At 68.9% G+C, this 24251-nt stretch carries 25 protein-coding genes; 14 read left to right on the top strand and 11 right to left on the bottom strand.

The genetic code is table 11. The annotated features are described in order from the left end of the window. The first annotated feature begins 20 nt into the window (after positions 1 to 20). The 4 genes from AJAP_RS03155 to AJAP_RS03140 are packed head-to-tail and all read left to right on the top strand — an operon-like array spanning position 21 to position 3032. Positions 21 to 815, top strand: a complete 795-nt coding sequence (locus AJAP_RS03155) for a putative hydro-lyase (protein ID WP_038508034.1) — start codon at positions 21 to 23, stop codon at positions 813 to 815. Beyond that, positions 815 to 1573 (top strand): LamB/YcsF family protein, encoded by a 759-nt coding sequence (locus tag AJAP_RS03150; protein ID WP_038508031.1) that lies wholly within the window; start codon positions 815 to 817, stop codon positions 1571 to 1573. The genes AJAP_RS03155 and AJAP_RS03150 overlap by 1 nt, the downstream gene beginning before the upstream one ends. Then, positions 1573 to 2178 (top strand): 5-oxoprolinase subunit B family protein, encoded by a 606-nt coding sequence (locus AJAP_RS03145; protein WP_038522288.1) that lies wholly within the window; start codon positions 1573 to 1575, stop codon positions 2176 to 2178. Before AJAP_RS03150 ends, AJAP_RS03145 begins: the two co-directional genes overlap by 1 nt. Continuing rightward, positions 2175 to 3032, top strand: a complete 858-nt coding sequence (locus AJAP_RS03140; RefSeq protein WP_038508029.1) for a 5-oxoprolinase subunit C family protein — start codon at positions 2175 to 2177, stop codon at positions 3030 to 3032. The genes AJAP_RS03145 and AJAP_RS03140 overlap by 4 nt, the downstream gene beginning before the upstream one ends. A gap of 274 nt (positions 3033 to 3306) precedes the next feature. On the opposite strand, the gene AJAP_RS03135 is transcribed toward AJAP_RS03140, so the two are convergent. From AJAP_RS03135 to AJAP_RS03110, 6 genes are all read right to left on the bottom strand, one after another. Beyond that, complete coding sequence (locus AJAP_RS03135) at positions 3307 to 3945, bottom strand: alpha-ketoglutarate-dependent dioxygenase AlkB family protein (RefSeq protein ID WP_038508027.1); 639 nt, start codon at positions 3943 to 3945, stop codon at positions 3307 to 3309. Positions 3946 to 4156: 211 nt separating this feature from the next. Then, positions 4157 to 5215: a zinc-dependent alcohol dehydrogenase family protein gene (locus AJAP_RS03130; RefSeq protein WP_038508025.1), complete on the bottom strand. Its 1059-nt coding sequence runs from the start codon at positions 5213 to 5215 to the stop codon at positions 4157 to 4159. Between the two features lie 9 nt (positions 5216 to 5224). Further along, a complete protein-coding gene (locus AJAP_RS03125) occupies positions 5225 to 5605 on the bottom strand; it encodes a transcriptional regulator (RefSeq protein WP_037347947.1) in 381 nt (126 codons plus the stop codon). A 189-nt stretch (positions 5606 to 5794) separates the two neighbouring features. Next, positions 5795 to 6478, bottom strand: a complete 684-nt coding sequence (locus tag AJAP_RS03120) for a metal-dependent transcriptional regulator (protein ID WP_037347949.1) — start codon at positions 6476 to 6478, stop codon at positions 5795 to 5797. 35 nt (positions 6479 to 6513) lie between these two features. Beyond that, a complete protein-coding gene (locus tag AJAP_RS03115) occupies positions 6514 to 6963 on the bottom strand; it encodes a GNAT family N-acetyltransferase (RefSeq protein ID WP_038508022.1) in 450 nt (149 codons plus the stop codon). Positions 6964 to 6968: 5 nt separating this feature from the next. After that, complete coding sequence (locus AJAP_RS03110; protein WP_038508019.1) at positions 6969 to 8558, bottom strand: amidohydrolase; 1590 nt, start codon at positions 8556 to 8558, stop codon at positions 6969 to 6971. Between the two features lie 47 nt (positions 8559 to 8605). Here AJAP_RS03110 and AJAP_RS03105 point away from each other — a divergent pair, with 47 nt between their 5' ends. The 4 genes from AJAP_RS03105 to AJAP_RS03090 are packed head-to-tail and all read left to right on the top strand — an operon-like array spanning position 8606 to position 11952. Next, a complete protein-coding gene (locus AJAP_RS03105) occupies positions 8606 to 9349 on the top strand; it encodes an enoyl-CoA hydratase/isomerase family protein (protein ID WP_038508017.1) in 744 nt (247 codons plus the stop codon). Beyond that, on the top strand, positions 9346 to 10896 hold the full coding sequence (locus AJAP_RS03100) for an ATP-dependent acyl-CoA ligase (RefSeq protein WP_038508014.1): 1551 nt from the start codon (positions 9346 to 9348) through the stop codon (positions 10894 to 10896). The genes AJAP_RS03105 and AJAP_RS03100 overlap by 4 nt, the downstream gene beginning before the upstream one ends. Before the next feature lie 35 nt (positions 10897 to 10931). Next, on the top strand, positions 10932 to 11567 hold the full coding sequence (locus AJAP_RS03095) for a TetR/AcrR family transcriptional regulator (RefSeq protein WP_038522285.1): 636 nt from the start codon (positions 10932 to 10934) through the stop codon (positions 11565 to 11567). Positions 11568 to 11625: 58 nt separating this feature from the next. Beyond that, positions 11626 to 11952 (top strand): hypothetical protein, encoded by a 327-nt coding sequence (locus AJAP_RS03090; RefSeq protein WP_038508013.1) that lies wholly within the window; start codon positions 11626 to 11628, stop codon positions 11950 to 11952. A gap of 72 nt (positions 11953 to 12024) precedes the next feature. On the opposite strand, the gene AJAP_RS03085 is transcribed toward AJAP_RS03090, so the two are convergent. Beyond that, entirely contained in the window at positions 12025 to 13194 is a 1170-nt protein-coding gene (locus AJAP_RS03085) for an acyl-CoA dehydrogenase family protein (RefSeq protein ID WP_037347957.1), read from the bottom strand. Between the two features lie 126 nt (positions 13195 to 13320). Here AJAP_RS03085 and AJAP_RS03080 point away from each other — a divergent pair, with 126 nt between their 5' ends. Then, a complete protein-coding gene (locus AJAP_RS03080) occupies positions 13321 to 14661 on the top strand; it encodes a cation:dicarboxylate symporter family transporter (RefSeq protein ID WP_038508011.1) in 1341 nt (446 codons plus the stop codon). Next, on the top strand, positions 14658 to 15347 hold the full coding sequence (locus AJAP_RS03075; RefSeq protein ID WP_038508010.1) for a 4'-phosphopantetheinyl transferase family protein: 690 nt from the start codon (positions 14658 to 14660) through the stop codon (positions 15345 to 15347). Before AJAP_RS03080 ends, AJAP_RS03075 begins: the two co-directional genes overlap by 4 nt. Positions 15348 to 15416: 69 nt before the next feature. Here the strand turns inward: AJAP_RS03075 and AJAP_RS03070 are convergent, their stop codons facing one another. Together AJAP_RS03070 and mihF are read right to left on the bottom strand one after the other, a co-directional pair. Next, a complete protein-coding gene (locus tag AJAP_RS03070; protein WP_038508009.1) occupies positions 15417 to 16565 on the bottom strand; it encodes an isochorismate synthase in 1149 nt (382 codons plus the stop codon). A gap of 96 nt (positions 16566 to 16661) precedes the next feature. Beyond that, positions 16662 to 16973 carry an integration host factor, actinobacterial type gene (gene mihF / locus AJAP_RS03065; RefSeq protein ID WP_005155963.1) on the bottom strand — a complete coding sequence of 104 codons (312 nt, stop codon included), beginning with the start codon at positions 16971 to 16973 and terminating at the stop codon, positions 16662 to 16664. 450 nt (positions 16974 to 17423) lie between these two features. Between mihF and AJAP_RS03060 the strand changes: the two genes are divergently transcribed. After that, positions 17424 to 19061, top strand: a complete 1638-nt coding sequence (locus AJAP_RS03060; RefSeq protein ID WP_038508008.1) for a long-chain fatty acid--CoA ligase — start codon at positions 17424 to 17426, stop codon at positions 19059 to 19061. A gap of 100 nt (positions 19062 to 19161) precedes the next feature. Further along, on the top strand, positions 19162 to 20424 hold the full coding sequence (locus AJAP_RS03055; protein WP_038508006.1) for an ABC transporter substrate-binding protein: 1263 nt from the start codon (positions 19162 to 19164) through the stop codon (positions 20422 to 20424). On the opposite strand, the gene AJAP_RS03050 is transcribed toward AJAP_RS03055, so the two are convergent. Further along, the gene (locus tag AJAP_RS03050; RefSeq protein ID WP_038508003.1) at positions 20393 to 20842 is read right to left on the bottom strand and encodes a hypothetical protein; all 450 of its coding nucleotides are present in this window, start codon (positions 20840 to 20842) and stop codon (positions 20393 to 20395) included. The two genes, AJAP_RS03055 and AJAP_RS03050, sit on opposite strands and share 32 nt — an antisense overlap. A gap of 59 nt (positions 20843 to 20901) precedes the next feature. Here AJAP_RS03050 and AJAP_RS03045 point away from each other — a divergent pair, with 59 nt between their 5' ends. Next, positions 20902 to 21501: a TetR/AcrR family transcriptional regulator C-terminal domain-containing protein gene (locus AJAP_RS03045; protein WP_038508002.1), complete on the top strand. Its 600-nt coding sequence runs from the start codon at positions 20902 to 20904 to the stop codon at positions 21499 to 21501. Positions 21502 to 21863: 362 nt separating this feature from the next. Here AJAP_RS03045 and AJAP_RS03040 read toward each other — a convergent pair whose 3' ends face one another. Further along, positions 21864 to 22298 carry a hypothetical protein gene (locus AJAP_RS03040; RefSeq protein ID WP_038508000.1) on the bottom strand — a complete coding sequence of 145 codons (435 nt, stop codon included), beginning with the start codon at positions 22296 to 22298 and terminating at the stop codon, positions 21864 to 21866. Between the two features lie 175 nt (positions 22299 to 22473). Here AJAP_RS03040 and AJAP_RS03035 point away from each other — a divergent pair, with 175 nt between their 5' ends. Then, complete coding sequence (locus AJAP_RS03035; protein WP_038507998.1) at positions 22474 to 24195, top strand: TIGR03767 family metallophosphoesterase; 1722 nt, start codon at positions 22474 to 22476, stop codon at positions 24193 to 24195. Positions 24196 to 24251 lie beyond the last annotated feature (56 nt).

Here is a 24251-nt window from a genome sequence, read left to right as displayed (position 1 = left end):
TCGGAAGAGGAGGCACCGCGATGACCACCTTCGACGACCCGGCGACGTTGTCCCCCGCCGAGGCCCGCGCCCTGTTCCGCGCGGGCACGGCCCGCCCGACCACCGGCTGGGCGAACGGCTTCACCCAGACCAACCTGATCGCCGTCCCCGAGGACTGGGCCTACGACGTCCTGCTGTTCTGCCAGCGGAACCCGCAGCCCTGTCCGGTGCTCGACGTCAGCGACCCCGGCGACCCGTCGACCCGGCTGGCGCCCGGCGCGGATCTGCGCACCGATCTGCCGCGCTACCGAGTCTGGCAGAACGGCGCGCTGGCGGGCGAGCTCGCGGACGCGACCGGGTTGTGGCGCAGCGACATGGTCACGTTCTCGATCGGCTGCAGTTTCACCTTCGAATCGGCGCTGGCCGCCGACGGCATCCCGCTGCGGCACGTCGAGCAGGGCCGCAACGTGGCGATGTACGTGACGAACCGCGAATGCGTCCCGGCCGGGCGGTTGCACGGGCCGATGGTGGTCTCGATGCGGCAGATCCCCGAAGACCGCGTGGACGACGCCGTGCGCATCACCCGCGGGATGCCCGCCGTGCACGGTGCGCCGGTGCACATCGGCGACCCCGCCGCGCTCGGCATCACCGATCTCGGCAAGCCCGATTTCGGCGACCCGGTCGACGCGGCCCCCGGCGACGTGCCGGTGTTCTGGGCGTGCGGCGTGACCCCGCAGGCGGCGCTGATGGCTTCGCGGCCACCGTTCGCGATCACGCACGCGCCGGGCTACATGTTCGTGACCGACAAGCTCGACAGTGAGTTCAGGGTGGCCTGATGGATCTCAACAGTGACCTGGGCGAAGGTTTCGGCGCCTGGAAGATGGGTGACGACGACGCCATGCTCGACATCGTCACCAGCGCGAACGTCGCCTGCGGCTTCCACGCCGGCGACCCGTCGGTGATGCGGCGGGTCTGCGAGCGCGCGGCGGAACGGGGTGTCGTCATCGGCGCCCACGTCGCCTACCGCGATCTGGCGGGTTTCGGGCGGCGGGCGATGGACGTCGCGCCCGCCGATCTGGCCGACGACGTGCTCTACCAGATCGGCGCGCTCGACGCGTTCGCCCGCGCGGCGGGAACGAGCGTGCGGTACGTCAAACCGCACGGGGCGCTGTACAACACGGCGGCGGTCGATCCGGAGCAGGCGGCCGCCGTGGTCGAGGGGATCCGGCGGTTCCGTCCCGGGCTCGCGCTGCTGTGCCCGCCGGGATCGGAAATGGCCAAGCAGGCGGAAAAGGCCGGATTCCCCGCGTACGCCGAGGCGTTCGCGGACCGCGCGTACACCTCCGAAGGCCTTCTCGTCTCCCGGAAACTGCCGGGCGCCGTCCTCCACGACGCCGACGAGGTGGCCGAGCGGGCGGTCGCGATGGCGACCACCGGCAAGGTCGTCGCCGCCGACGGGACCGAACTGGCGCTTCGACCGCATTCGCTGTGCGTGCACGGCGACACGCCCGGCGCCGTCGAACTGGCGCGCCGGATCCGCGCGGGACTCGACGCCTCCGGTGTCCACATCGGATCGTTCATCGAGGCCGCATGATGCGAGTGCTGCCCTATGGGGCGCGTGCGGCCATGGTCGACTTCGACGATCCGTCGGAGGTGCTCGGGCTGCACGCGTCACTGGAGCAGGACCCGCCGGACGGCGTCCTCGAACTGGTCCCGGCCGCACGGACCCTGCTCATCCGGTTCGACCCCGGCCGCACCCACCACGATCGGCTCGCCGAGGACGTCCTTCATCGGTCCACAGTGGACACACAACCGCGCGAGGCCGCCGAGATCGTCGTCCCGGTGCACTACGACGGCCCGGACCTGGCCGACGTCGCGGCCGCCTCCGGCATGTCCGCGGAGGCCGTCGTCCGGCGGCACGAGGACGGGACCTACGTCTCGGCGTTCTGCGGCTTCGCCCCGGGTTTCGCCTATCTGACCGGGCTCGATCCCGCGCTGCACCTGCCGCGCCGGACGAGCCCGCGCACCCGGGTACCCGCCGGCTCGGTCGCGATCGCGGGCGAGTACACGGCGGTGTACCCGAACGCCTCCCCCGGCGGCTGGCAACTGATCGGGCGCACCACGCTGCCGGTGTGGGACGTCGAACGGGAGCCGCCGAACCTGCTGGCGCCGGGCACCAGGATCCGGTTCACTTCATGACCGCGAAGATCGAAGTGCTCCGGCCCGGCGTTTTCACCACCGTGCAGGATCTCGGGCGACCGGGGCTGGCCGCGATCGGCGTCGGCCGGTCCGGCGCCGCCGACCGCGGTTCGCTGCGGCTGGCGAACCGGCTGGTCGGGAACCCCGAGGGCCACGCGGCCCTGGAATGCGTCCTGGGCGGCCTCGCCCTGCGGTTCCCGGCTCCGGCGACCGTCGCCGTCACCGGCGCGCCGTGCTCGATCACCGTCGGCACACGGGCTTTCGGCCCCGGCTCACCGATCCCGGTCTGCCCCGGCGAGGAACTCGTCCTCGGGATGGCTTCTCACGGTTTACGTTGCTATGTCGCCGTGCGCGGCGGCGTTGACGTCCCCGCCGTGCTGGGCGCCCGGGCGACCGACACACTGGGCAAACTCGGACCGCCCGCGCTCTCGGCCGGGATGACCTTGCCGGTGGGGCAACGGGTTCTGCCCCACCCCGGGGTGGATCTCGCTCCTCGCGCGCCCCTGCCGGACGTCCCGGTTCTGCGCGTGACTCCGGGGCCCCGGGCTTCGTGGTTCGTTCCCGACGCACTGTCCACTTTGGTCTCCGCGGCTTACGTCGCCACCGCCGACGTCGATCGGGTGGGCGTGCGGCTGGACGGTCCCGTGCTGTCGCGGGCACGTGGTGGCGAATTGCCGCCCGAGGCCGCCGTGCCGGGGGCGTTGCAGGTCCCTCCTTCGGGGCAGCCGATCCTGTTCCTGGCCGACCACCCGGTGACCGGGGGCTATCCGGTGATCGCGGTGGTGGAGGAAGCGGATCTGGATCTGGCCGCGCAAGTGCGGCCGGGGCAGCGGGTGCTTTTCCGCCTCTCGTGAGCGGTAAGGACGGTTCTGACCGTCCTTAACGTCCGTGGTGGTGCTGGTGGTGTGTCGCGAAAGCCACTTTGAGGGACTTGTATTGCTTACCCACTGGTGTGGGTCGAACCCGAGGACTCGGGCGTTGTACGTCCTGGCTTCTCCACGTTTGGATTCGTTGATGAAGGATTTGGGACAGTGAACGTCCCAAATCCTTCATCGACAAACCGGTCCACTTTCGGGACATCAGACGTTGCGAAAGTGGCTTTCGCAACCCCGAGCAAGGCCGGCCCCTCTAACCGTCCTTACCACTCACGAGGCCCGAAACCCGCAAGGTGATGTTCAACCGCCCCACCAGACCCAGCGCCGGATCGGCCGTCCCCGGCAGCACCCGGGGCACCCCGTGGAAGGCCAGCCGCGACTCCCCGCCGAACACGAACAGATCCCCCGAGCGCAGATCCACATCCGTATAAGGCCGCCCGCGATCCGTCGTGTTCCCGAACCGGAAGACGCAGGCGTCCCCGAGACTCAGCGACACCACGGGCTCCAGCGAAGCCTCGTCCTTGTCCTGATGCTGCCCCATTTTCGCGGCGGAGTCGTAGAAGTTCACCAGCGCGATGTCCGGCTCGTACGACGTCGGACCATAAGCGGCCGAAACCGCCCGTCGCCCCAGGTCTCCCAGCCACGAAGGAAAAGGAAGCACCGGAGAGCCGTCGTCGGTCACCTTCGCGTACCGGTACGGATGCCAGTGCCAGCCGAGACAGACCGTCCGCACCGACATGACGCCGCCGTTCGGCAGCCGCGTCCGCCGATAGCCGCGCCAGCCGCGGCAGGCCTCGACCAGGCGTCGTTGCCCGTCGAGGTCGAGCCAGTCCGGAACATGCACCGCGCCGGGCGCGATTTCGGTCCGCGGTCGGGGGATCAGCGCGTCCACACGTCGAGTCTGCCAGGGCGCGCGCCGATGATCCGGTGGCCCCGCATCATGACACCGGCCGTGGTGAACCAGCGCAGCACGCGACGGCCGAATCGTGGCCCCACCGGGGCATCCATGACTGTCACGGCCAAGCAAGCTGCCACAAAGCGGCCGCGGAAGCCACCTTTCGGACTACTCCGATCGGCCGGTTGACCGTAAGGCGTTCACCCGGTCACTGTGCGAATTCGACCACGGTCACCCCGGCCCGCGCGGGTACCGGATCGTTCATCTCCGCGAGCACCGCGGGGACGTCGTCGAGGCCGACCCGCTTGCCGATCATGCCTTCGAGGTCGATCCCGGCCGTCTCCACCACCCGCAGCATCTCGGGGTACTCGTGCGCCTGCAGGCCGTGGATGCCGACGATCTCCAGTTCCCCGCCGATCACCCGGTGCATCGGGATCGGCGCGATGCCCTGCGCGGGCGGCATCAGACCGGCCTGGACGTGCCGTCCGCGCTTGCGGAGGCTCCCGATCGAGGCGGCGCAGGTGGTCGGCGAGCCGAGGCAGTCGAGCGAGACGTGCGCGCCGCCGCCGGTCAGCTCCCGGACGCGCGCTGAGACCGCCTCATGCCCGTCGAACGCCGAGGGATCGACGACCAAAACTGCCCCCATCCGCGTCGCCAGCGCCCTGGCGTGCGGAGACGGGTCGACGGCGACGACGGACGCACCGGCCGCGACGGCCAGCAGGATCGACGAGACGCCGACGCCACCGCAGCCGTAGACCGCGACCCACTGACCCGGCCGGACGCCGCCCTGGCGCAGCACGGCCCGGAACGCCGTCCCGAAGCGGCAACCCAGCGCCGCCGCCTCGGCAGCGGACAGCGAGTCCGGGAGTGCGACGAGGTTGACCTCGGCGTTTTCGATGGCCACGTACTCGGCGAACGAACCCCAATGGGTCGCGCCCGGCTGGAACTCGCGGTCGCAGATCTGCTGGTCACCGGCGGCGCACTGGGCACAGGTGCCGCACGCGCAGACGAACGGCACGGTCACCCGGTCGCCCTCCGACCAGCCCCGGACGCCCTCGCCGAGCGTCGCGATCCGGCCGACGAGTTCGTGCCCGGCGACGTGCGGCAGCTTCACCGACGTGTCGTGTCCCTGCCAGGAGTGCCAGTCGCTGCGGCACACCCCGGTCGCCTCGACGGCGATCACCACCCCGCCCGGCGGCGCGACCGGATCCGGCACCTCGCGTACCTCGGGCAGCACCCCGAACTCCTCGAAGACGACCGCCCGCACTCGCGCTCCTTACGTGTCCCGGCCTCTCGGCATCACGAGGCCCTCGCCGGGCACCGTACACCGGGCCGCCCGCCCGCGCGGCGGCCCGAGAAGCCGCGACAGCGACTCCGGCGGCACCCCGAGGACTTCCTCGAGATTCTTGAGCACCAGCAGGGATTCCGGCCGTTCGGGACGGCAACGTCCCGACTGCCAATGGCTCAGTGTCGCGAGGCTGACCGAACACCCCCGTCCCCTCAGCCGGTACCGGATCCGATCGAGCCCGAGGCCCCTCGCCCTGATCGCCGCCCTGAGGGCGTCCGCGAACGGCCCGGTCTCCAAAAGCCGCCTGAGTTCACGTCCTTCCGCCACCCCCCGGTCGATGGTGTGTGTCCGCTGACCGGTCATCTTCATCGCCTTCGCACGCTCGCTAGCCACCCGGAAATGCGCAGCCTAGGCGGGGGGACACATGATCGGAAGGGCCTTAGATCACCTTTCCGCGCGGCATGTGGGTGACGTGCGGAGGAGCCGAATTATGCAGGGACGTAGGGAAAATTCCCACCGCGCGCCCCCGCCGAAACGCGTCCACAGTGGACACGAGCCTCAGCGTAGCGCGACCGACAGGGCTTGCGCGATCTCCTTGCCGATCGCGTGGGTGGCCGCGTCGGGCGGCGAGCCGACCTTGACCACCATGGGGCCGCCGAACGGCTGGCGCTCGACGACCTCGATCCGCTCGCCGAGGCCGATCGAATGCTCGGTCAGGTAGCGCAGGAGTTCCGGATCGGTGTCCCAGACGCGGACGATCTCGCCGACCGCGCCGGGCGGGAGGTCGTCGAGGATGCGCATCGGCATCTCCTCGACGCTGCCGTCGGGGGCGGGGATGGGGTCGCCGTGCGGGTCGCGCATCGGGTTGCCGAGCTTCGCCGCGATCCGCTCGACGAGCCTGTCCGACACCGCGTGTTCGAGCGCGTCCGCCTCCGAGTGCACCTCGTCCCAGGTGTAACCGAGTTCGGACACCAGGTAGGTCTCGATCAGCCGGTGGCGGCGGAGCACCGAGCGGGCCAGCAGCCTGCCCTCGGTGGTCAGCTCGATCCCGCGGTACGGGACGTGCGCGACCAGCCCCAGCTGGGACAGTTTGGTGACCATGCCGGACGCCGAGGACGGGCTGACCTCCAGCCGTCCGGCCAGCGACGTGTTGGTGACGGCCTCGCCGCGCTCGACCAGCCCGTAGATCACCCGGACGTAGTCCTCCACGGACGACGACCTGCGACTTGCCCCTTCACCCATGGATGCGAGTTTACGGCTTGCCGCCCGGTCGCGGATCACCCAGCGTGCGGCCGCCAGCGGTACCGGATCCAGCCGGGGACGGGGTCGGCGCCGAGCTGGGCGTAGAACGCCTCGCCCTTCTCGTTGCCCTCCTGCATGTCCCATTCGACCCGGCCGGGGGTCCGCGCGCTCAGCTCGTCGAGCAGCTCCCGTCCGAGGCCGAAACGCCGGTGCTCGGGGCGCACGAAGAGGTCGTCGAGCCAGATCCCCGGCCTGGCCTCCCAGGTGGAGAAGTTCCAGCTGCAGAAGGCGAAGCCCGCGACCTTGCCCGGCTCGTCCGGCGGGGTGGCCAGCAGCACCCAGGCCTTCGGATCGGGCCCGAAGAGGAAGCCGGCCATCTCCTGCCTGTCGAGCTTCAGATCGTGTTTGTCCTCGTAGACCGCGTGCTCCTCGATGAGCGCGCAGATCTCCTCGATGTCGTCCGCGACCGCGTCCCGCACCGGCATGGGTCTCAGCTCCGTTCGTAGACGATGTCGCCGCCGACGGCGGTGGCGGCGACGTGGATCGAATCCAAAGTGGACTCGTCGGTCGGGTCGGCCGAGAGGACGGCGAAGTCCGCGAGCTTGCCGACCTCCAGTGTGCCCAGGTCCTTCTCGGCGAAAGCGGCGTACGCGGATCCGTAGGTGTACGCGCGCAGGGCTTCGGCGGGGGTGAGCCGCTCATCGGGACCCAGCACCACCCCGGACGCGGTCTTCCGCCGCACCATGTCGGCCAGCGCGAGCAGCGGCGCGCCCTCGACGACCGGGCGGTCCGAGCTGGCGGGCAGCACGCATCCCGCGTCGAGCAGGGTCTTGAGCCGGTAGCACCACGGCTCGCGTTCGGGGCCGAGGGCGGCCCGCATCCCGTCGCCGATCTCGTTGACGAACCGGCCCTGCGGCGAGGCGATCAGCCCCAGCGACGCCAGCCGCTTCAGCTCCTCGGGCCGCAGCACCGCGCAGTGCTCGATGCGGTGCCGGTGGCCGGGACGCGGATCGGCCTTCAGCGCGGCTTCGTAGGCGTCGAGGACGACGGTGATCGCGCGGTCGCCGATGGCGTGCGTCGCGATCTGCCAGCCCGCCTTGTGCGCGGCGGCGATCGTCCGCGCGATCTCGTCCTCGGGCACCTGGAAGTAGCCGACGTTGTCCGTTTCGCCGGCGAACGGCTCGTGCATCGCGCAGGTGCGGCCGATCAGCGAGCCGTCGGCGAACAGCTTCATCGCGCCGATCCGCAGCCATTCGTCGCCGAAGCCGGTGCGCATCCCCAGGTCGAGTCCGAAGCCCGCACCCGCATCAAGGTCGTGGAGCACGCTCGCGGCGACCATCACCGTGCTCCGCACCCGCAGCACCCCGCGTTCGCGCGCCAGCTGGTACGCGGCCAGTTCGGCGGGGGTCTCCCCCACGAGACCCCCGCCGATCCCGGCCTCCTGGACGCTCGTGATGCCCTCGGCCAGGTAGCGCTCACTCGCCCGGTCCAGCCCGCGGACGACCCGCTCGACCGGCGTCGGATAGGTCAGCGGCCGCAGCATGAGCTGGGCCTGTTCCCGTAAGAGCCCGGTCGGCGAACCGTCCTCGTCGCGGACGACGTCACCGCCGACGGGCACGTTGCCCAGATCGAGTTGCTCCAGCACCGCCGAATTGACCACGGTCATGTGCCCGGACGTGTGCTTGAGCCGCACGAGGTGCCCGGGGGCGGCCCGGTCGAGGCCCTGCCTCGTCGGATGACCGCCCACGAGCTTGTTCTGGTCGTAGCCACTGCCGATGATCCAGCCGCCCGGCGGGGTTTCGGCCGCGCGCCGCGCGACTGCGTCGTACACCTCGTCGACGCTGCGGCAATCCGAAAGGGCGACGTCGTCGAGCGCCATGCCGAACCAGGCCATGTGGTTGTGCGCGTCGTGGAATCCGGGCACCACCACCGAGCCGCCGAGGTCCACGCGGCGCTTTGCGGAAAGCGCGGCGGCATCATGACCTAACGCCACAATTCGTCCGTTCAGCGCAGCAAGCGCTACGGATTCCCCCGTTCCGGTGAGGAACCGGGCGTTCTCGTAGACCGTGTCGACCCGCATGATTTCGACTCTATCGATCGATCGATCGGTCGTCTAGGCTCGGCGTCATGAGCACCGTGGACTACGCACTCGACGACGGAATCGCTGTGATCTGGCTGGACCGCCCCGAACGGTTGAACGCGGTGGTCGCCGAACTGGTCGACGACCTGTTGGAGGCGCTCGACGCGGCCGCCAAGTCGGACGCGCGCGCCGTCGTGCTCGCCGGTCGCGGACGCGCCTTCTGCGCCGGCCATGACCTCAAAGAGCCCACCCCCGAGGGTGATTCACGCCCGCGGCTCGACCGGCTACAGGACGTGACGCGCCGCCTTCGCGGCCTCCGCCAGCCGGTCATCGCCGCCGTCCACGGCTACGCGATCGGCGCGGGCGCGGAGTTCGCGATGGGCTGCGACCTGATCCTCGCCGCCGAAGACGCGGTGTTCGCCTTCCCCGAGGTCTCCCTGGGCCTGAGCGTCACGGGTGCGGCGTCGCGGTTGCTGCCGCTGCTGGTCGGCCCGCTGAAGGCCAAGGAACTCCTCCTGCTGGGCGAACGCGTGAGCGGCACCGAGGCGTACGAACTCGGCCTGGTCAACGCCGCCGTACCCGCCGACGACCTGATGGACACCGCACTCGCGTGGGCGGTCAAGATCGCCTCCCACCCGGCCGCCGCGGCCACGATGGCCAAACGCGCCCTCGATTCCGGCATCGACAGCTCGCTCGAAGCCGCGCTCGAACTCGAAGTCAGCCACGCGCTGATCACCGAACACTCCGCCGAGGTCGCCGCTTCGTCCGAGGCCTTCCGGAGCCGGGCATGACCTCGCTCGCCGGGATCGACACCCTCTCCGGCCTGACCACGAGGGCCGCCGCGCTCTGGCCGGACAAGACGGCGTGGATCTTCGACGCCACCGGGGAAAGCTTCACCTTCGCCGACGTCGACGCGCGCAGCACGGAGTACGCCCGCGCGCTGCTCGACCTCGGCGTGACCCCGGGCGACCGGGTCGCGGTGATGCTGCGCAACCAGCCCGAATTCCCGTTGCTGTGGCTGGCCTTGGCCAAGATCGGCGGGGTGCTCGTCCCGGTCAACACCGGATACCGCGAGTTCGACGGCGCCCACGTGCTGCGGCATTCCGGCGCCAGGTTCGCCGTCGTCGCCGAGGAATTCCTGGAGCTGCTGGGCAAGATCGCGCCGGAGACCTCGCTGGAACGCGTGCTCACGCCCGGCGAACTCGCGGCGCCCCGGGACGGTGCCTGGATGACCTTCTGGTCGGAAGGCGAACGTCCGGTCAACATCCAGTACACCTCGGGCACCACAGGCGCGCCCAAGGGCTGCGTGCTGCCGAACAGGTATTGGACGACGCTGGCGATCAGCCTGGCCACGGACCATCCGTCGGTCGGCGCGGACGACGTCATCCTGACCGCGCAACCGTTCCACTACATCGATCCACAGTGGAACGTGGCGCTGGGGCTCGCGGGCGGCGCGACCTTGGTGGTGCTCGACCGCTTCCACCCGTCGACGTTCTGGGAGAAGATCCGCGAACACGGGGTCACCTGGTTCTATTGCCTCGGCCTGATGCCCACCCTTCTGCTGCGCCAGCCGGAAAGCGAGCTCGACAAGGCGCACCAGGTGCGCGCGATCTGCGCTTCGGCCATCCCGCGTGACCTGCACGCCGCGCTCGAAGCACGCTGGGGCGCGCCGTGGTTCGAAGCCTTCGGCATGACCGAGACCGGCGGCGACATCCGGATGTACCCGGCGGATCACGAGGAGACCGTCGGCACCGGCTGCCTCGGCAGGCCGGCGCCCACCCGTGAGGTGATGATCGCGGACGCGGACGGGAAACCGCTGCCGCGCGGGGAAACCGGCGAACTGCTGATCCGCGGCGTCGGCCTGATGCACGGCTACCACGACGATCCCGAAGCGACCAGGCGCGCCTTCGACGGCGGCTGGTTCCACACCGGTGATCTGGCCACAATGGACGGCGAAGGCCGCGTGTACTACGTGGGCCGCACCAAGGACATGATCCGCCGCAGCGGGGAGAACATCTCCGCCGACGAGGTCGAGCGGGCGCTGCAGCTGCATCCCGCGGTCAAGCTCGCCGCCGTCATCGCGGTGCCGGACGACATCCGCGGCGAAGAGGTCAAGGCGTACCTCGTCCTCGACGAGAACGAGGGTCACCGGTGCGAACCGGCCGAGCTGGCGGAGTTCTGTTCGGCGAAGCTGGCCTACTTCAAGGTCCCCCGGTTCTGGACCATCGTCACGGAACTGCCGATGACACCGTCGGAACGGGTCGCGAAGGGCGAGCTCAAGAAGGCGGAAGACCTCCGCGCCGGTTCTTGGGACAGGGCCACCGGAACATGGCTGTGAACATGGACCCTCGGCGGCAAAAAGAACCTCGGGTCGTGAACACTCGCGAGCGGGTCCGCCAGGCGGCGGTGAAACTGTTCGCCACCAAGGGGTTCCACGGCACCGGCATCCGGGATCTGGCCCAGGAGGCGGAGCTGTCCTCCGCCAGCCTGTACCACTACATGGGCACCAAAGAGGACCTGCTGGTCGCCATCATGAACGAGTCGCTGCGGCGCCTGTCCGACGCGGCCGAGCAGGCGACCGCCGGGCTCACCGATCCCGTGTCACGGCTCGGATCCCTGGTGGCACTGCACGTGCTCGCGCACGCCATCCAGCCGGACGACACGCGCGTGGTCGACAACGAGGTCCACGCGCTCACCGCGGGCGCCAGGGCCGAAGTGGTGGGGCTGCGCGACGCCTACGAAAAGCTGTGGGCGGACGCCATCGAAGACGGTGTCGCGGCCGGCGTCTTCCACACCGACCAGCCGTCGGTCACCCGGCTCGCGCTGGTGGAGATGTGCAGCGGGGTCGCGCGCTGGTATTCGCCGGCGGGGCCGCTCACCCTGGATCAGCTGGCCGCCCATTACGCCGGATTGGCACTGCGGGCGCTCGCCTGCGAACGGCAGCTGGACGTCACGGCGTTGCAAAACTGCCGTGAAGTGGTCTCGGGAGTGTGGCGAGTGCCCGTTTAGCGGCGACTTTAGGCTTGTACGCCTTGCTCAGACGGCTTCTCTGGGGGACGCTCGAAGGGTGACTGAGCAAACGATCCAACTCGAACTGGACGACTCGGGTCTCTCGCCGGCGTTGCCGGTGCCTTCGAACCCCCGTGATCAGGTGCAGGACGTCCCCTACCGCCCGGTGGGCTTCCGCGACGACGACCTGCCCACGGCGCTCGAACGGTGCGCGACATGGCTACGCCAGGCTCAGGAGTGGCTCGGGGAACCGGTCGATGTGCTGGCCGTCCATCTCGACTATGACGACCGCAAGGGTTCGCCCTACTACGACGTGAAACTTCTCTGCAACGAGGAGGACCTGGCCGGGGTCCCGATCGCGATGCGGAACCAGAAGGACGACTAGAGGCCGACGCAATGAAAGGTCCTTTCCTGGCGAATTTCGCCAGGAAAGGACCTTTCATTGCACGGGCGAGCGTCAGCCCAGCGTGCCGCCGACCTTGACGTGCCCCTTGAGCAGGTTGCGCGCGATGGTCCGGCGCTGGATCTCGTCGGTGCCCTCGTAGATCCGCAGCAGCCGCAGCTCGCGGTACCACCGCTCGACCGGCAGTTCCCGCGTGTAGCCCATTCCGCCGTGGATCTGCAGGACGCGGTCGACGATCTCGTTCGCCTTCACCCCGCCGTACAGCTTCGCCATCGACTGCGCGTGCCGCGAGTCCAGCTTCTGGTCGACCTGCCAGGCGGCGTGCAGCACCAGCCAGCGCAGCGCCTCCAGTTCGGTGCCGGAATCCGCGATCATCCACTGGATGGCCTGGCGCTCGGCGATCTTCTGCCCGAACGTCTCCCGCGTGTTGGCGTGCTCGATGGCCATCGAGATCAGCCGCTCGCAGGAGCCGATGGCGCGGGCGGGCAGCAGGTAGCGGCCCGCCCCGATCCACTGCATGGCCAGGTCGAACCCGTGGCCGAGCTCGCCGAGGATCTGCGTCTCCGGCACGCGGACGTCCTCGAAGACCAGCGCCGCCGGGCCCCATTCGCCCATGGTGTCGATGTATTCGGACTTCCAGCCCGCGTCACGGTCGACGAGGAAGCAGGTGACGCCGCCGTTCGCGCCCTTCTCCGGATCGGTGATCGCGAAGACCATCACGAAGTCGGCCTCGTTACCGCCGGTGATGAAGGTCTTCTCGCCGTTGATGACCCAGTCGGTGCCGTCCTTGCGGGCGGAGGTCCGGATGGCCTTGGCGTCCGAACCCGCACCGGGTTCGGTGATCGCGAAGCACGACTTGCGCTCGCCCGAGATCGTCGGGAGCAGGTAGCGCTCCTTCTGCTCGTCGTTGGCGTAGTACAGGATGTTGTCCGCCGCGCCGCCGAAGCGGAACGGCACGAACGTGCGGCCGAGTTCGGCCTCCAGCAGCGCGGTCATCACCGCGGACAGGCCCATGCCGCCGTACTCCTCCGGCGTCTGCACACCCCAGAACCCGGACTCCTTGGCCTTCAGCTGCAGTTCGCGCAGCTCGTCGGCGGTCAGGCCGGGCTGACCGGCGCGTTCGCGGCGCAGCACCTCCTGCTCACGCGGCATGAGGTCGCGCTGGACGAACGTGCGGACCCAGTCGCGCACCTCGCGTTCCTCGACGCTCAGAGAGAAATCCATGGTCAGCCCGCTCCTGTTCGACAGTGACTAAGCGCTCGCTTAGTTCAGCGTACCGCTTCGGTTGTCGTTAGCCGAGGAGTTGTCATAAGTTTTCGCAACCTGTTCCCGTCTCGTCGAAGGGCACCCATGAGCACGGCAGCACCCGCGACGAAGCGGGATCGCACCCACTACCTCTACATCGCCGTCATCGTGGCGGTGGGGCTCGGCATCGCGGTCGGCATCCTGTTCCCCGCCCTCGGCAAGGAACTGAAGCCGCTCGGGACCGGGTTCGTGAACCTGATCAAGATGATGATCTCGCCGATCATCTTCTGCACGATCGCGCTCGGCGTCGGCTCGGTGGCGAAGGCCGCGAAGGTCGGCCGCGTCGGCGGGCTCGCGATCGGCTACTTCCTGATCATGTCGACGGTCGCGCTGGTCATCGGCCTGGTCGTCGGCAACATCCTGCAGCCCGGCACCGGCCTGCACCTGACCCCCGAGATCGCCGAAAAGGGACAGGACCAGATCGCCAAGAGCGAGGGCACCGTCGAGTTCCTGCTCGGGATCATCCCGAAGACGCTGGTCTCGGCGTTCACCGAGGGCGAGGTGCTGCAGACGCTGCTGGTCGCGCTGCTCGCCGGGTTCGCGCTGCAGAAACTGGGTACCAAGGGCGAGCCGATCCGCCGCGGCATCGAGCACATCCAGCGGCTCGTGTTCCGGATCCTGGCGATGATCATGTGGGCGGCCCCGGTCGGCGCGTTCGGCGCGATCGCCGCCGTCGTCGGCGAGACCGGCTGGAAGGCACTGCAGAGCCTCGCAGTGATCATGCTCGGCTTCTACATCACCTGCGGGTTGTTCGTGTTCGTGGTGCTCGGGCTGATCATCGGCGTGTTCGCCAGGGTCAACATCTTCAAGCTGCTGAAATACCTCGGCCGCGAGTTCCTGCTGATCCTGTCGACGTCGTCGTCGGAGTCGGCGCTGCCGCGGCTGATCGCGAAGATGGAGCACGCCGGCGTCTCCAAACCGGTCGTCGGCATCACCGTGCCGACCGGGTACTCGTTCAACCTCGACGGCACCGCGATCTACCTGACGATGGCGTCCATCTTCATCGCGGACGCGCTCGACAAACCGCTGACCATCGGCGAGCAGATCTCGTTGCTGGTGTTCATGATCATCGCGTCGAAGGGTGCGGCCGGGGTCACCGGCGCGGGGCTCGCGACGCTGGCGGGCGGGCTGTCGTCGCATCGGCCGGAGCTGGTCGACGGCGTCGGGTTCATCGTCGGCATCGACCGGTTCATGTCCGAGGCCCGCGCGCTGACGAACTTCGCGGGCAACGCCGTCGCGACCGTGCTGATCGGCACCTGGACCAACGAGATCGACCGGGAGCAGCTGGACCGTACGCTGAACGGCGAGTCACCGTTCGACGAAGCGACCTTGCTCGACGAAAACGCCAGTGAGGCGACCGTGGAATCGGGTAAGAATGAGACGTGATCGAATGCGCGGTCCGCTGGTCGGAGCCCCTGCCCGCTGAACCCCGGTTCCTGGCCCTGCTCGACGAGCCGGAACAGGGCCGGTACGCGAACTACCGCCAGGACATCGACAAACGCCGGTTCCTGACCGGCCGGGTGCTGGCGAAGACCGTCGCCGCCGAGCGGCTCGGCCTGGCCGTCGAGGCCGTGAGCTTCGACGCGACCTGCGAAGACTGCGGCAAACCGCACGGACGGCCCAAGGTCCCCGGCGCGCCGCTGATGCTGTCGATCTCGCATTCCGGCGACCTCATCGGCGTCGCGGCCACCGCGGGCACCCCGGTCGGCCTCGACGTCGAGACGGCCACCAGGCGGGCCGAGGACTCGCTCATGGAGTACGCGCTGACCCCGGCCGAGCTGGCCGCGATCTCCGGGCTCTCCGACGAGCAGCGCGCGACGGCGTTCTTCACCTACTGGACGCGCAAGGAAGCGGTCATGAAGGCCACCGGGAAGGGCCTCAAGATCCCGCTGCAGAGCATCACGTTCTCCGGCTACGACGAGCAGGCGCGGCTGGTCCGCTCGACCCACGAGGCCCTCGACCCGGACCGGACCCGGCTCGCGGACCTGAAGGCGACCGAGGGCTACCGGGCCGCGGTCGCGCTGATCACGTCGGACGACATCTCGGTCACCGAAGACTTCGCGCCCCTCTGACCTCTCGCGTTTCGTCCTCTGAATGCGGTGGTTGCGCGCGCAAGGACCGCATCCAGAGGACGAAACGCGTCAGATCTCCAGGCCCATCGCGGCCAGCAGGGTGCGGAACTTCGCCGAGGTCTCGTCGAGTTCGGTCCTCGGGTCGGAGGCGGGCACGATGCCGCCACCGGCGTACAGCCGCATCGAGGTGTCGGCGATCTCGGCGCACCGGATCCCGACGGCCCACTCGCCGTCCCCCGCCGCGTCGACCCAGCCGACGGCGCCCGCGTAGTACGCGCGGTCGAACGGCTCCAGCTCCTGGACCAGCGAGCGGGCGGCATCGGTCGGCGTGCCGCAGATCGCGGGCGTCGGATGCAACGCGGCGGCGAGGTCCAGCGCGGTGACGTCCTGGTCGATCAGCTCGCCGGTGACCGTCGTCGACAGATGCCAGATCGCCGGCGTCGAGACCAGCTCGGGGCCGCGAACGTCGAGCGTGCGGCAGAACGGCCGCAGGATCTCGACGACGGACTCCACCACGACGGCGTGCTCGACGTGGTCCTTTTCGGACGCCAGCAACGCCTCACCGTTCGCCTTGTCGATCGCCGGGTCCGCCGACCGGGGCATCGACCCGGCATGCGGCCGGGACACGACGGCACCGCCGGTGCGGGAGAGCAGGAGTTCGGGGGTCGCGCCGACCAGCGTGCGCCCGTCGGGCAGCTGCACGGCGTACGTGGTGTGCCGGGGGTTCCCGTTCGCCAGGTTCCGGACGACTTCGGCGACCGGGACGGCCTCGTCGAAGTCGAGATCGAGAGCGCGGGCCAGGACGACTTTGCGCAGGTCACGGTCGCTCAGCGCCGCGACGGCCGCGCGGACGGCGGCCAGATGAGCCTCCGGCTCGGGCACGGAAGTGACCTTGACCGGCCGCGGAAGCGAGGTGCGCGGCGGGACGGCCGCATGGTCGGACGACGCGCGGTGGACCGCGCGCGGGAGCACCAGATGCCCCGGTGTCGACGTGGTGTCACTGGTGTCGAAGGGCAGCACACCGACCGCGACCGAAGCACCCGAGTCGGTGAACAGGCCGGGGAGCGCCCCGGACAGCCGCGACGGCTCGGTGTCGGTCGCGGTGGCCACGGCCCCGCTCGCGAGGAGCGCGTGCCGTGCCGTGGCCAGGAGGAAGTCGCCCCGCTCGTAGCGGGCGGCCAGGTCTGCCGGGGTCGCCGGTGCGGTACTGGTCGTCACCCCACCAGCGTCCCAGGCTCCGGCTGAGACCAGGGGAAAGTGTTGCCCGGGCAACAGCCTCTCAGGCAACACCTTCCCCGTGACCTGGCGGAAGCGTTACTTCAGCGCCTCGAGAAGAGCCTCGCGCTGCCGCTCGCCCAGGCCGGCGGCACGCCGGTCGGGGTCGATGCCGGCCTGCTCCAGCAGGGCGGCGACCTTGACCGCGCCCAGGCCGGGCACGGCCTTCAGCAGCTGCGTGACCTTCGTCTTGCCGATGGTCTTGTTCTCCTTGGCCTGCTTGAGCACCTTGTCGATGCTCTCCTTGCCGGACTTGATCGACGCAAGCAGCTCGGAGCGCGCTTTGCGAGCCTCAGCCGCCTTGGCGAGGGCATCGGCGCGCTGCTCCGGAGTCAACGTGGGCAGAGCCAACGTAGTAGTCCTTTCATCTCAGGTCTCCGCTTTCGCGGCCGACGGCCTTTAACCATGCTTGCGAGAGCAAGCGCTGGCCAGCCGTCTCTGTACCACGGCTCCAGTAAACGCCACCCGTTCCTCGGCCGTGAAACCGACACGCACTTATTACCCCTCGACCACGCCACGGGCAACCCGCCCCAGCCTGCGGAAACACGCCGTTCGAGCGGCGATTCACCGTCGTTCATCACCCTTATGAGCGATGTCGCCACTTCGCACAGTCAGCCATTTTTCGTTTCATGGTAAGAAAAATACGAATTATTGATGATCTTGGTCCGAACCGGCGAACACCCGTTAGCGCGACACTGTGACCGAACGGTTGCCTGCGATGTTACTGACCGGTTCACCCCTCCCGGATTAGAGTCGGCGCAACCCCAGTTCACCGGAGAACGAGCACCACGGGAGTACGCGATGTTGAGCACGATGCAGGACGGGCAGCTGTCACTGGGCAGGCTGCTCCGCCACGGCACCACGGTGCACTCCGAGAGCGAAGTCATCACCTGGACCGGTTCAGAAGCCCGCCGCGAGACCTACGGCGAACTCGGCAAGCACGCCGCGAAGCTCGCGAACGCGCTCCGGAGCCTCGGCATCACCGGCGACCAGCGCGTCGGCACCTTCATGTGGAACAACGCCGAGCACATGGCCGCGTACCTGGCCATCCCGGCGATGGGCGCGGTGCTGCACACGCTGAACATCCGGCTGTTCCCCGAGCAGCTCGTCTTCGTCGCCAACCACGCCGAAGACCAGGTCGTCATCGTCGACGGCACGCTCGTCCCGCTGCTGGCCAAGCAGTTGCCCGAGCTGAAGACCGTGCGTCACGTCATCGTGGCCAACGGCGACGCCTCCACCCTCCCGGCGCCCGACGGCGTCCAGGTGCACTCCTACGACGAACTGCTGGCCGGCCAGCCGGACACCTTCGACTGGCCCGAGGTGGACGAGCGGTCGGCCGCCGCGATGTGTTACACGTCGGGCACCACGGGTGACCCGAAGGGCGTCGCGTACTCCCACCGGTCGATCTGGCTGCACTCGATGCAGGTCACGATGACCGACAGCATGCGGCTGGCCCAGCACGACAAGGCGCTCGCGATCGTCCCGATGTTCCACGCGATGGCGTGGGGCATGCCGTACGCGGCCTTGATGGTCGGCGCCTCGCTGCTGATGCCGGACCGCTTCCTCCAGCCGGCGCCGATCGCCCAGATGCTCGACGCGGAGAAGCCGACCTTCGCCGGGGCCGTCCCGACCATCTGGCAGGGCCTGCTCTCCCACCTCGACGCGAACCCGCAGGACATCTCGCATCTGCGCGAGGTCGTCGTCGGCGGATCGGCGGCGCCCCCGTCGCTGATGCACGCTTTCGAAGACCGCTACAACGTGCCGATCCTGCACGCCTGGGGCATGACCGAGACGTCGCCGCTGGGCAGCGTCGCGCGTCCGCCCGTCTCCGCGACCGGCGAGAAGGCGTGGGACTACCGCTACACCCAAGGCCGCTTCCCGGCGTCCGTCAGCGCCAGGCTGATCGGCGACAACGGCGAGGAACTGCCGTGGGACAACGAAAGCGTCGGCGAGCTCGAAGTTCAGGGCCCATGGATCGCGGCGTCGTACTACGGCGGCAAGGCCGGTGACGAGCCCGACCCTGAGAAGTTCCACGACGGCTGGCTGCGCACCGGCGACGTCGGCAAGATCAGCCCCGACGGCTACCTGACGCTGACCGACCGCGCGAAGGACGTCATCAAGTCCGGCGGCGAATGGATCTCGTCGGTCGACCTGGAGAACCAGGTGATGGCGCATCCCGCGGTGGCCGAGGCGGCCGTGGTCGGCATCCCCGACGAGAAGTGGGACGAGCGCCCGCTGGTCGCCGTCGTGCTCAAGGAGGGCCAGAGCGTCACTGCCGAAGAGCTGCGCGAGTTCCTGTCCGACAAGGTCGCGAAGTGGCAGCTTCCGGAGAATTGGACCTTTGTGGACGAAGTCCCGAAGACCAGTGTCGGCAAGTTCGACAAGAAGCGGCTGCGGGCGTTCCACTCCGAAGGCAAACTCGACGTCAGTCAGCTCTAACGGGTTAATCTCCCGCGCGCCTGCGCTTCAGTGAAGGCCATCTTGAGGGACTCTGGTCCCTGGAGATGGCCTTCACGGCGTTCGGCGAAGGGTTTTGTTGGTGCGTAAGACAAGCAGGCGGACGTTCCTGGCGCTGGCGGGGACGACGGTGCTCTCCGCCTGCGGGTCCAATACCGTCCAAACAGGAAACGCGCCACCCTCGACGGCCTACTCCGCCGGAGTGACCAGGCCGAAACCGAAACCGGTGGATCTCACGCAGTGGTATCACCCGTATCCCGAGGCGGGCGTCCAGGAAGCCGTCACGCGCTACGCGGCGGCGTACCAGAAGTCCAAGGTCGCGGTGCAATGGAATCCCGACGACTACGAAACGAAACTCAACGCCGCGCTGCAGGCGGGCCCGGTCCCGGACGTCTTCGAAGGCCAGGTCACCGTCGAGCGGGTCCGGCAGAACCTCCTCGTCCCGCTCGACGACGTCATCGGGCCAGTGCGCGGGGACTTCAACCCCTCGGTGCTCGCGGCACAGACCGTCGACGGCAAGACTTACGGCATTCCTCAAGCGCTGGACACGCAAGTCCTCTTCTACCGCAAGAGTTTCCTGCAGGAGGCCGGGGTTCAGCCGCCTCAGACGCTGGACGAACTCGTCGACGCCGCGAAGAAACTGTCCAAGGACGGCGTCAAAGGCCTCTTCGCCGGCAACGACGCGGGCGCGGCGGCGCTCGCCGGGCCGCTGCTGTGGTCGGCGGGGCTCGACTACGTCAAGGACGGGAAATCCGTCGGCTTCGATGATCCGCGTACCGCCACGGCGTTCGCGAAACTCCACGAGCTCAACGGTTCGCTGCTGCTGGGCGCCGCGACGGACTGGCCGGATCCGCTCCCGTTCATCGACGGGATCACCGCGATGCAGTGGACCTGGCTGTGGAACCTGCCGAAGATCCAGGACACCTTGAAAGACGACTTCGGTGTCCTGGCCTTCCCACGGCTCGACGCGGCGGGCGCGCCGTCCGTGCCGGTCGGCGGACTGAGCGCGATGGTGCACACCAAGAGCCTGAACCCCAACGCCGCCAAGGATTTCGTCAAATGGCTGTGGCTTGAGCGCGTCGACTTCCAGCAGGAGTTCGCCACCAAGTTCGGTTTCCATCTGCCCGCGCGGCTGAGCGTGCTCGACAAGGTCACCTCGGCGGGCGACGCCGCGAAGCTGGTCAAGGAGAACGGGCGCACCGCCGGTCCACTGTGGACACCGGCGGCGAACACCGCGCTCGTCGACGCGCTGGGCCGGATCGCCCGCGACGGCGCCGACCCGGCCACCGAGACGAAGGCCGCCGTCGAGGCCGTCAAAGCCGAACTGGGTCGCCTTTCCGCCTGAACGACCGCACGTAAGCGGTGATCAGCACGATCGACAGGATCACCGCGCCACCGTCGGTGACCAGCGAAGGCAGCACGCCCGGCCAGCCGTGTTCGGCGATCGCCGCCCGGTGCACTTCGAACGGCACGACGAACACGCCGAAGGCTTGGGCGACGTTGAACGCGAGCACCGGCCAGAACAACCAACGCCACCCGAACCACACCAGCAGTCCCAAGGCGTTGCCGACGATGAAGACGTTCCCCACCAGCCGCAACGCGCTCAGGTATGTGGGCGCGTCGGCGGTGTCGGCCCCCTTGAGCCGCATACTCGCCTCGATCAGATCCAGGTCGATGATCACATAGTTCTGCAGCGTCGTCCCGAGCACGAAGACGATCGAGCAGAGCACCGTGACCAGGCGGATCTTCGGTGTCCAAAGCATCACTTCCCCCGTTCTCTATCAGCGATAGAGATAAATCTATCACTGATAGAGTCCGCCGGGTGGCACGCAAAGGCTCACTCGACCTCGCCAAGATCACCGAGGCGGCCGTCGAACTGCTCGACGACGCCGGCCTCGCGGAGCTGACGACCCGGCGGCTGGCGGCGAAGCTCGGCGTCAGCTCACCGACGCTGTACTGGCACGTGAAGGACAAGGCCGAGCTGCTGGATCTCGTCGCCGAGGCGATCTGCGCCGACGCCTTCGAGATCGATGGATCGCTGCCGTGGCGCGATCAGCTCGCGAGCGGGCTCCGCCAGTTCCGCGCCCTGCTGCTGCGTCACCGGGACTCGGCCGCGCTGCTGCGCGAACGGCCGCCGACCGGGCCGCACCGGCTGGGCCATATCGAGACGACCGCGCGGATCCTGCTGGAGGCGGGCTTCTCCGAAGAGGACACCGCCGGGATTTCGCGCCTGCTCACGGCGCACGTACTCGCGTCGGTCGAGACGCTCCCCGCGCGGAAGCCGGACGAAGGGTTCCTCGCGCGGCTTGAGGCCTATCCGCATGTGGGCAGGTTGGGGCCGGCTTTCGCGCGGCAGAGCGGCGAAGAGCTGTTCGAGCTGGGTGTCGAGGTGATCCTCGACGGGCTCGCTGCCCGGCTGTAGCCCCTGGCGGCCGTGTCCGTGCAGGCGCGGCGTGATCGAAGGCGTGACTCGCGTGATCAGGGACGTAACTCGCGTGACTGGATGCCGCACTAGGTGTTCCGCCGCTGATCACGCGAGTTCCGGCCTCGATCACGCGAGTGCGGTGCCGCGTCACCGACGCGCCCGAAGCACCACCGTCGAACTCGGCCCTGCAAACCTCGTGAGTGGCACCTTCCCCAAGTACATGAAGGCCCCCTTCCTTGCGCTAGACGCAATGAAGGGGGCCTTCATGTACTTCAGGTGCCCAACCCGGTGGTCGCAAGGACCCGAAATCCACACGGTCGCGCGTGACCGGTCCGGTCACGACAGACGCGCCCCCGGCTCTAGTCGCCGGACACGCCCCAGATCGCCAGTTCGACGGCGACGTCGTCCTCGTACAGCAGCGCGCAGTTCGCGCTCCACCGAGGCCGCCGCTCGTACGGCAGCCGACCGGCCTTGTCGAGTTCGTCGAAGTCCGCCACGGACGGCTCCTCCGTGCCGAACGCGGCGACGAGTTCGGCGTCGGTCAGGGGCCGGATCGTGCCGAAGTCGTCCTCACCCGTGGCGCTGATGAACTCGTGGACGTCGAGCACGGAATGGGTCCCGGACTCCTGGACGCTCTCCACCTCGTACAGCTCGTCGATCGAGTCCGGGCGGCCGAGTTCGTCCTCTTCCCAGAGGTAGTCGCCCTCCTCGAAGACGCGCGCCTTCATCGCGTCCAGCGCCGCTTCCGGGTCGCCGTCGAACCGGCCGCGGACGGACCAAGCCGAAGCACCCACCGGGCCACCTCCTCGCTCGTCGAGCGGCCAGCGTAACCAGCCCGCTTGGCTACTTGCGTATTCGGCCGAACGTGACAAATTTTCGCATTACCCTTTTCTGGCGTTCACCCCACGGCTAACGTCGTCCGGCATCGTCCTTCCGCGACACCCACCCGCGACGACTGGGGGCACCGCCATGTCCGTCATCTCCAGGCGCACCTTCACCGCGGCGGGCGCCGCCGGCGTCGGCCTGCTGCTGTGCACACCGACCGCCAACGCGCTCGACCGCGCGCTCGCGCGTACCGCGTCCCGCGCGGTCCGCACCGCGGGCACCACACTGGAAGCCGCGGCGGCCCCGTTGACCAGCGGTCCCGGCTACACGCGGCTGACCGCGGGCCCCGGCTGGCCGCTCGTGATCCGCGGCGATCTCGCCGCGCCGAAGTCCGGCCGCGACGACCGGCGCCGCGCGATGGCGTCCTTCGCGCAGTTCACCGACCTGCACTTCACCGACGCCGAAAGCCCGGCGCGGTTCGAGTACCTGCACCCGTTCGTCGGCTCGGCGCACCGGCCGCAGGAGACTCTCGGCCCGGTCGCCACGACGGCGCTCGTGGAGCGGGTGAACAGCCTGAAGACGGGCCCGTTCACGGGGCGGGCGATCGACTTCATGGTCACGACCGGCGACAACACGGACAACCACGAGCTGATCGAGCTCGAATGGTTCCTCAAGGTGCTCAACGGCGGCACGGTGAACCCGACCTCGGGCGACCCGAACGTGCACGAAGGCGTCCAGACGTCCGGGTCCTCGCACTACTGGAACCCCGGCAAGACGCTGGACGACGCGTACACGAAGAAGGGTTTCCCGCAGCTGCCCGGCCTACTCGGCGCGGCGTCGAACACCTTCACCTCGCCTGGTCTCGACGTCCCGTGGTTCTGCACCTTCGGCAACCACGACGACAGCATCGTCGGCACGGTGCCGGATCTGCCGGGGATGGACGCCTGGTACACCGGCCGCTTCAAGGTGATCGGCAAGGACGAGACGACGTCGCGGAAGCTCGCGAAGGCGATCGGGTCCGGCTCGGGCGTGCCGATCACGGAGCTGTTCGGCGGTTCCGGCACGATCCGCGAAATCACCCCGGACGAGCGACGGCGGCCGTTCAGCACCGCGGAGTTCGTCCAGCACCACCTCGACTCCGCCAACACCGGCCCCGGCCCGGTGGGCCACGGGTTCAGCGGGAACAACGCCGACGGGCGGAACGTGTACTACACCTTCCGCATCGCGCCGGGGATCACCGGCATCAGCCTCGACACCACGACGATGGCCGGGCTGGCCGACGGATCGATCGGGCTCGGGCAGTTCACCTGGGTGGAGAACACGCTCAAGCGCAACAGTTCGACGTACTACGACTTCTTCGGGCGCAAGGTCACGCAGAACGTGACGGACGAGCTGTTCATCCTGTTCAGCCACCACACCAGCGACACCATGGGCAACGTGCTGCCGGACGCGCGGCATCCGCTGGAGATCCGGCTCAACGGCGACACGTTCGTCTCGCTGCTGCACCGATTCCCGAACGTGCTGGCGTGGGTCAACGGGCACACGCACCACAACAAGATCACCCCGCACGCAGGCAAGACCGCGAAGCAGGGCTTCTGGGAGATCAACACCGCTTCGCACATCGACTTCCCGCAGCACGCGCGGATCATCGAGGTCGCCGACAACGCGGACGGCACGTTGTCGCTGTTCACGACGCTGATCGAGGCGGAAGCGCCGTACGAGGCGTCGTACTCGGACACCTCGACGCAAGCGCTTGCGTCGCTGTACCGGGAGTTCTCGTACAACGACATCCACGCCTCACTGGGCGCGGTCGGCACCGCTCAAGACCAGAACACGGAACTCCTGCTGCCCCACCCGCTCGCCTGACTCCCGCGCGTTTCGTCCTCTGAATGCGGTAGTTGCACGCGCAAGGATCGCATTCA

It is taken from the genome of Amycolatopsis japonica (assembly GCF_000732925.1).
GTDB classification, from domain to species: domain Bacteria; phylum Actinomycetota; class Actinomycetes; order Mycobacteriales; family Pseudonocardiaceae; genus Amycolatopsis; species Amycolatopsis japonica.
The sequence above is the reverse complement of the archived record's forward strand: the minus strand, read 5'-3'. Positions and strand labels throughout refer to the sequence as shown.

Excerpts from the sequence above, each read along its gene's own strand:
- AJAP_RS03145 (WP_038522288.1), top strand. The coding sequence starts at position 1,573 with ATGCGAGTGCTGCCCTATGGGGCGCGTGCGGCCATGGTCGACTTCGAC.
- AJAP_RS03035 (WP_038507998.1), top strand. The coding sequence starts at position 22,474 with ATGTCCGTCATCTCCAGGCGCACCTTCACCGCGGCGGGCGCCGCCGGC.
- AJAP_RS03100 (WP_038508014.1), top strand. The coding sequence starts at position 9,346 with ATGACCTCGCTCGCCGGGATCGACACCCTCTCCGGCCTGACCACGAGG.
- AJAP_RS03125 (WP_037347947.1), bottom strand. The coding sequence starts at position 5,605 with ATGAAGATGACCGGTCAGCGGACACACACCATCGACCGGGGGGTGGCG.
- AJAP_RS03155 (WP_038508034.1), top strand. The coding sequence starts at position 21 with ATGACCACCTTCGACGACCCGGCGACGTTGTCCCCCGCCGAGGCCCGC.
- AJAP_RS03110 (WP_038508019.1), bottom strand. The coding sequence starts at position 8,558 with ATGCGGGTCGACACGGTCTACGAGAACGCCCGGTTCCTCACCGGAACG.
- AJAP_RS03120 (WP_037347949.1), bottom strand. The coding sequence starts at position 6,478 with ATGGGTGAAGGGGCAAGTCGCAGGTCGTCGTCCGTGGAGGACTACGTC.
- AJAP_RS03150 (WP_038508031.1), top strand. The coding sequence starts at position 815 with ATGGATCTCAACAGTGACCTGGGCGAAGGTTTCGGCGCCTGGAAGATG.
- AJAP_RS03115 (WP_038508022.1), bottom strand. The coding sequence starts at position 6,963 with ATGCCGGTGCGGGACGCGGTCGCGGACGACATCGAGGAGATCTGCGCG.
- AJAP_RS03060 (WP_038508008.1), top strand. The coding sequence starts at position 17,424 with ATGTTGAGCACGATGCAGGACGGGCAGCTGTCACTGGGCAGGCTGCTC.
- AJAP_RS03080 (WP_038508011.1), top strand. The coding sequence starts at position 13,321 with ATGAGCACGGCAGCACCCGCGACGAAGCGGGATCGCACCCACTACCTC.
- AJAP_RS03140 (WP_038508029.1), top strand. The coding sequence starts at position 2,175 with ATGACCGCGAAGATCGAAGTGCTCCGGCCCGGCGTTTTCACCACCGTG.
- AJAP_RS03105 (WP_038508017.1), top strand. The coding sequence starts at position 8,606 with ATGAGCACCGTGGACTACGCACTCGACGACGGAATCGCTGTGATCTGG.
- AJAP_RS03050 (WP_038508003.1), bottom strand. The coding sequence starts at position 20,842 with ATGCTTTGGACACCGAAGATCCGCCTGGTCACGGTGCTCTGCTCGATC.
- AJAP_RS03085 (WP_037347957.1), bottom strand. The coding sequence starts at position 13,194 with ATGGATTTCTCTCTGAGCGTCGAGGAACGCGAGGTGCGCGACTGGGTC.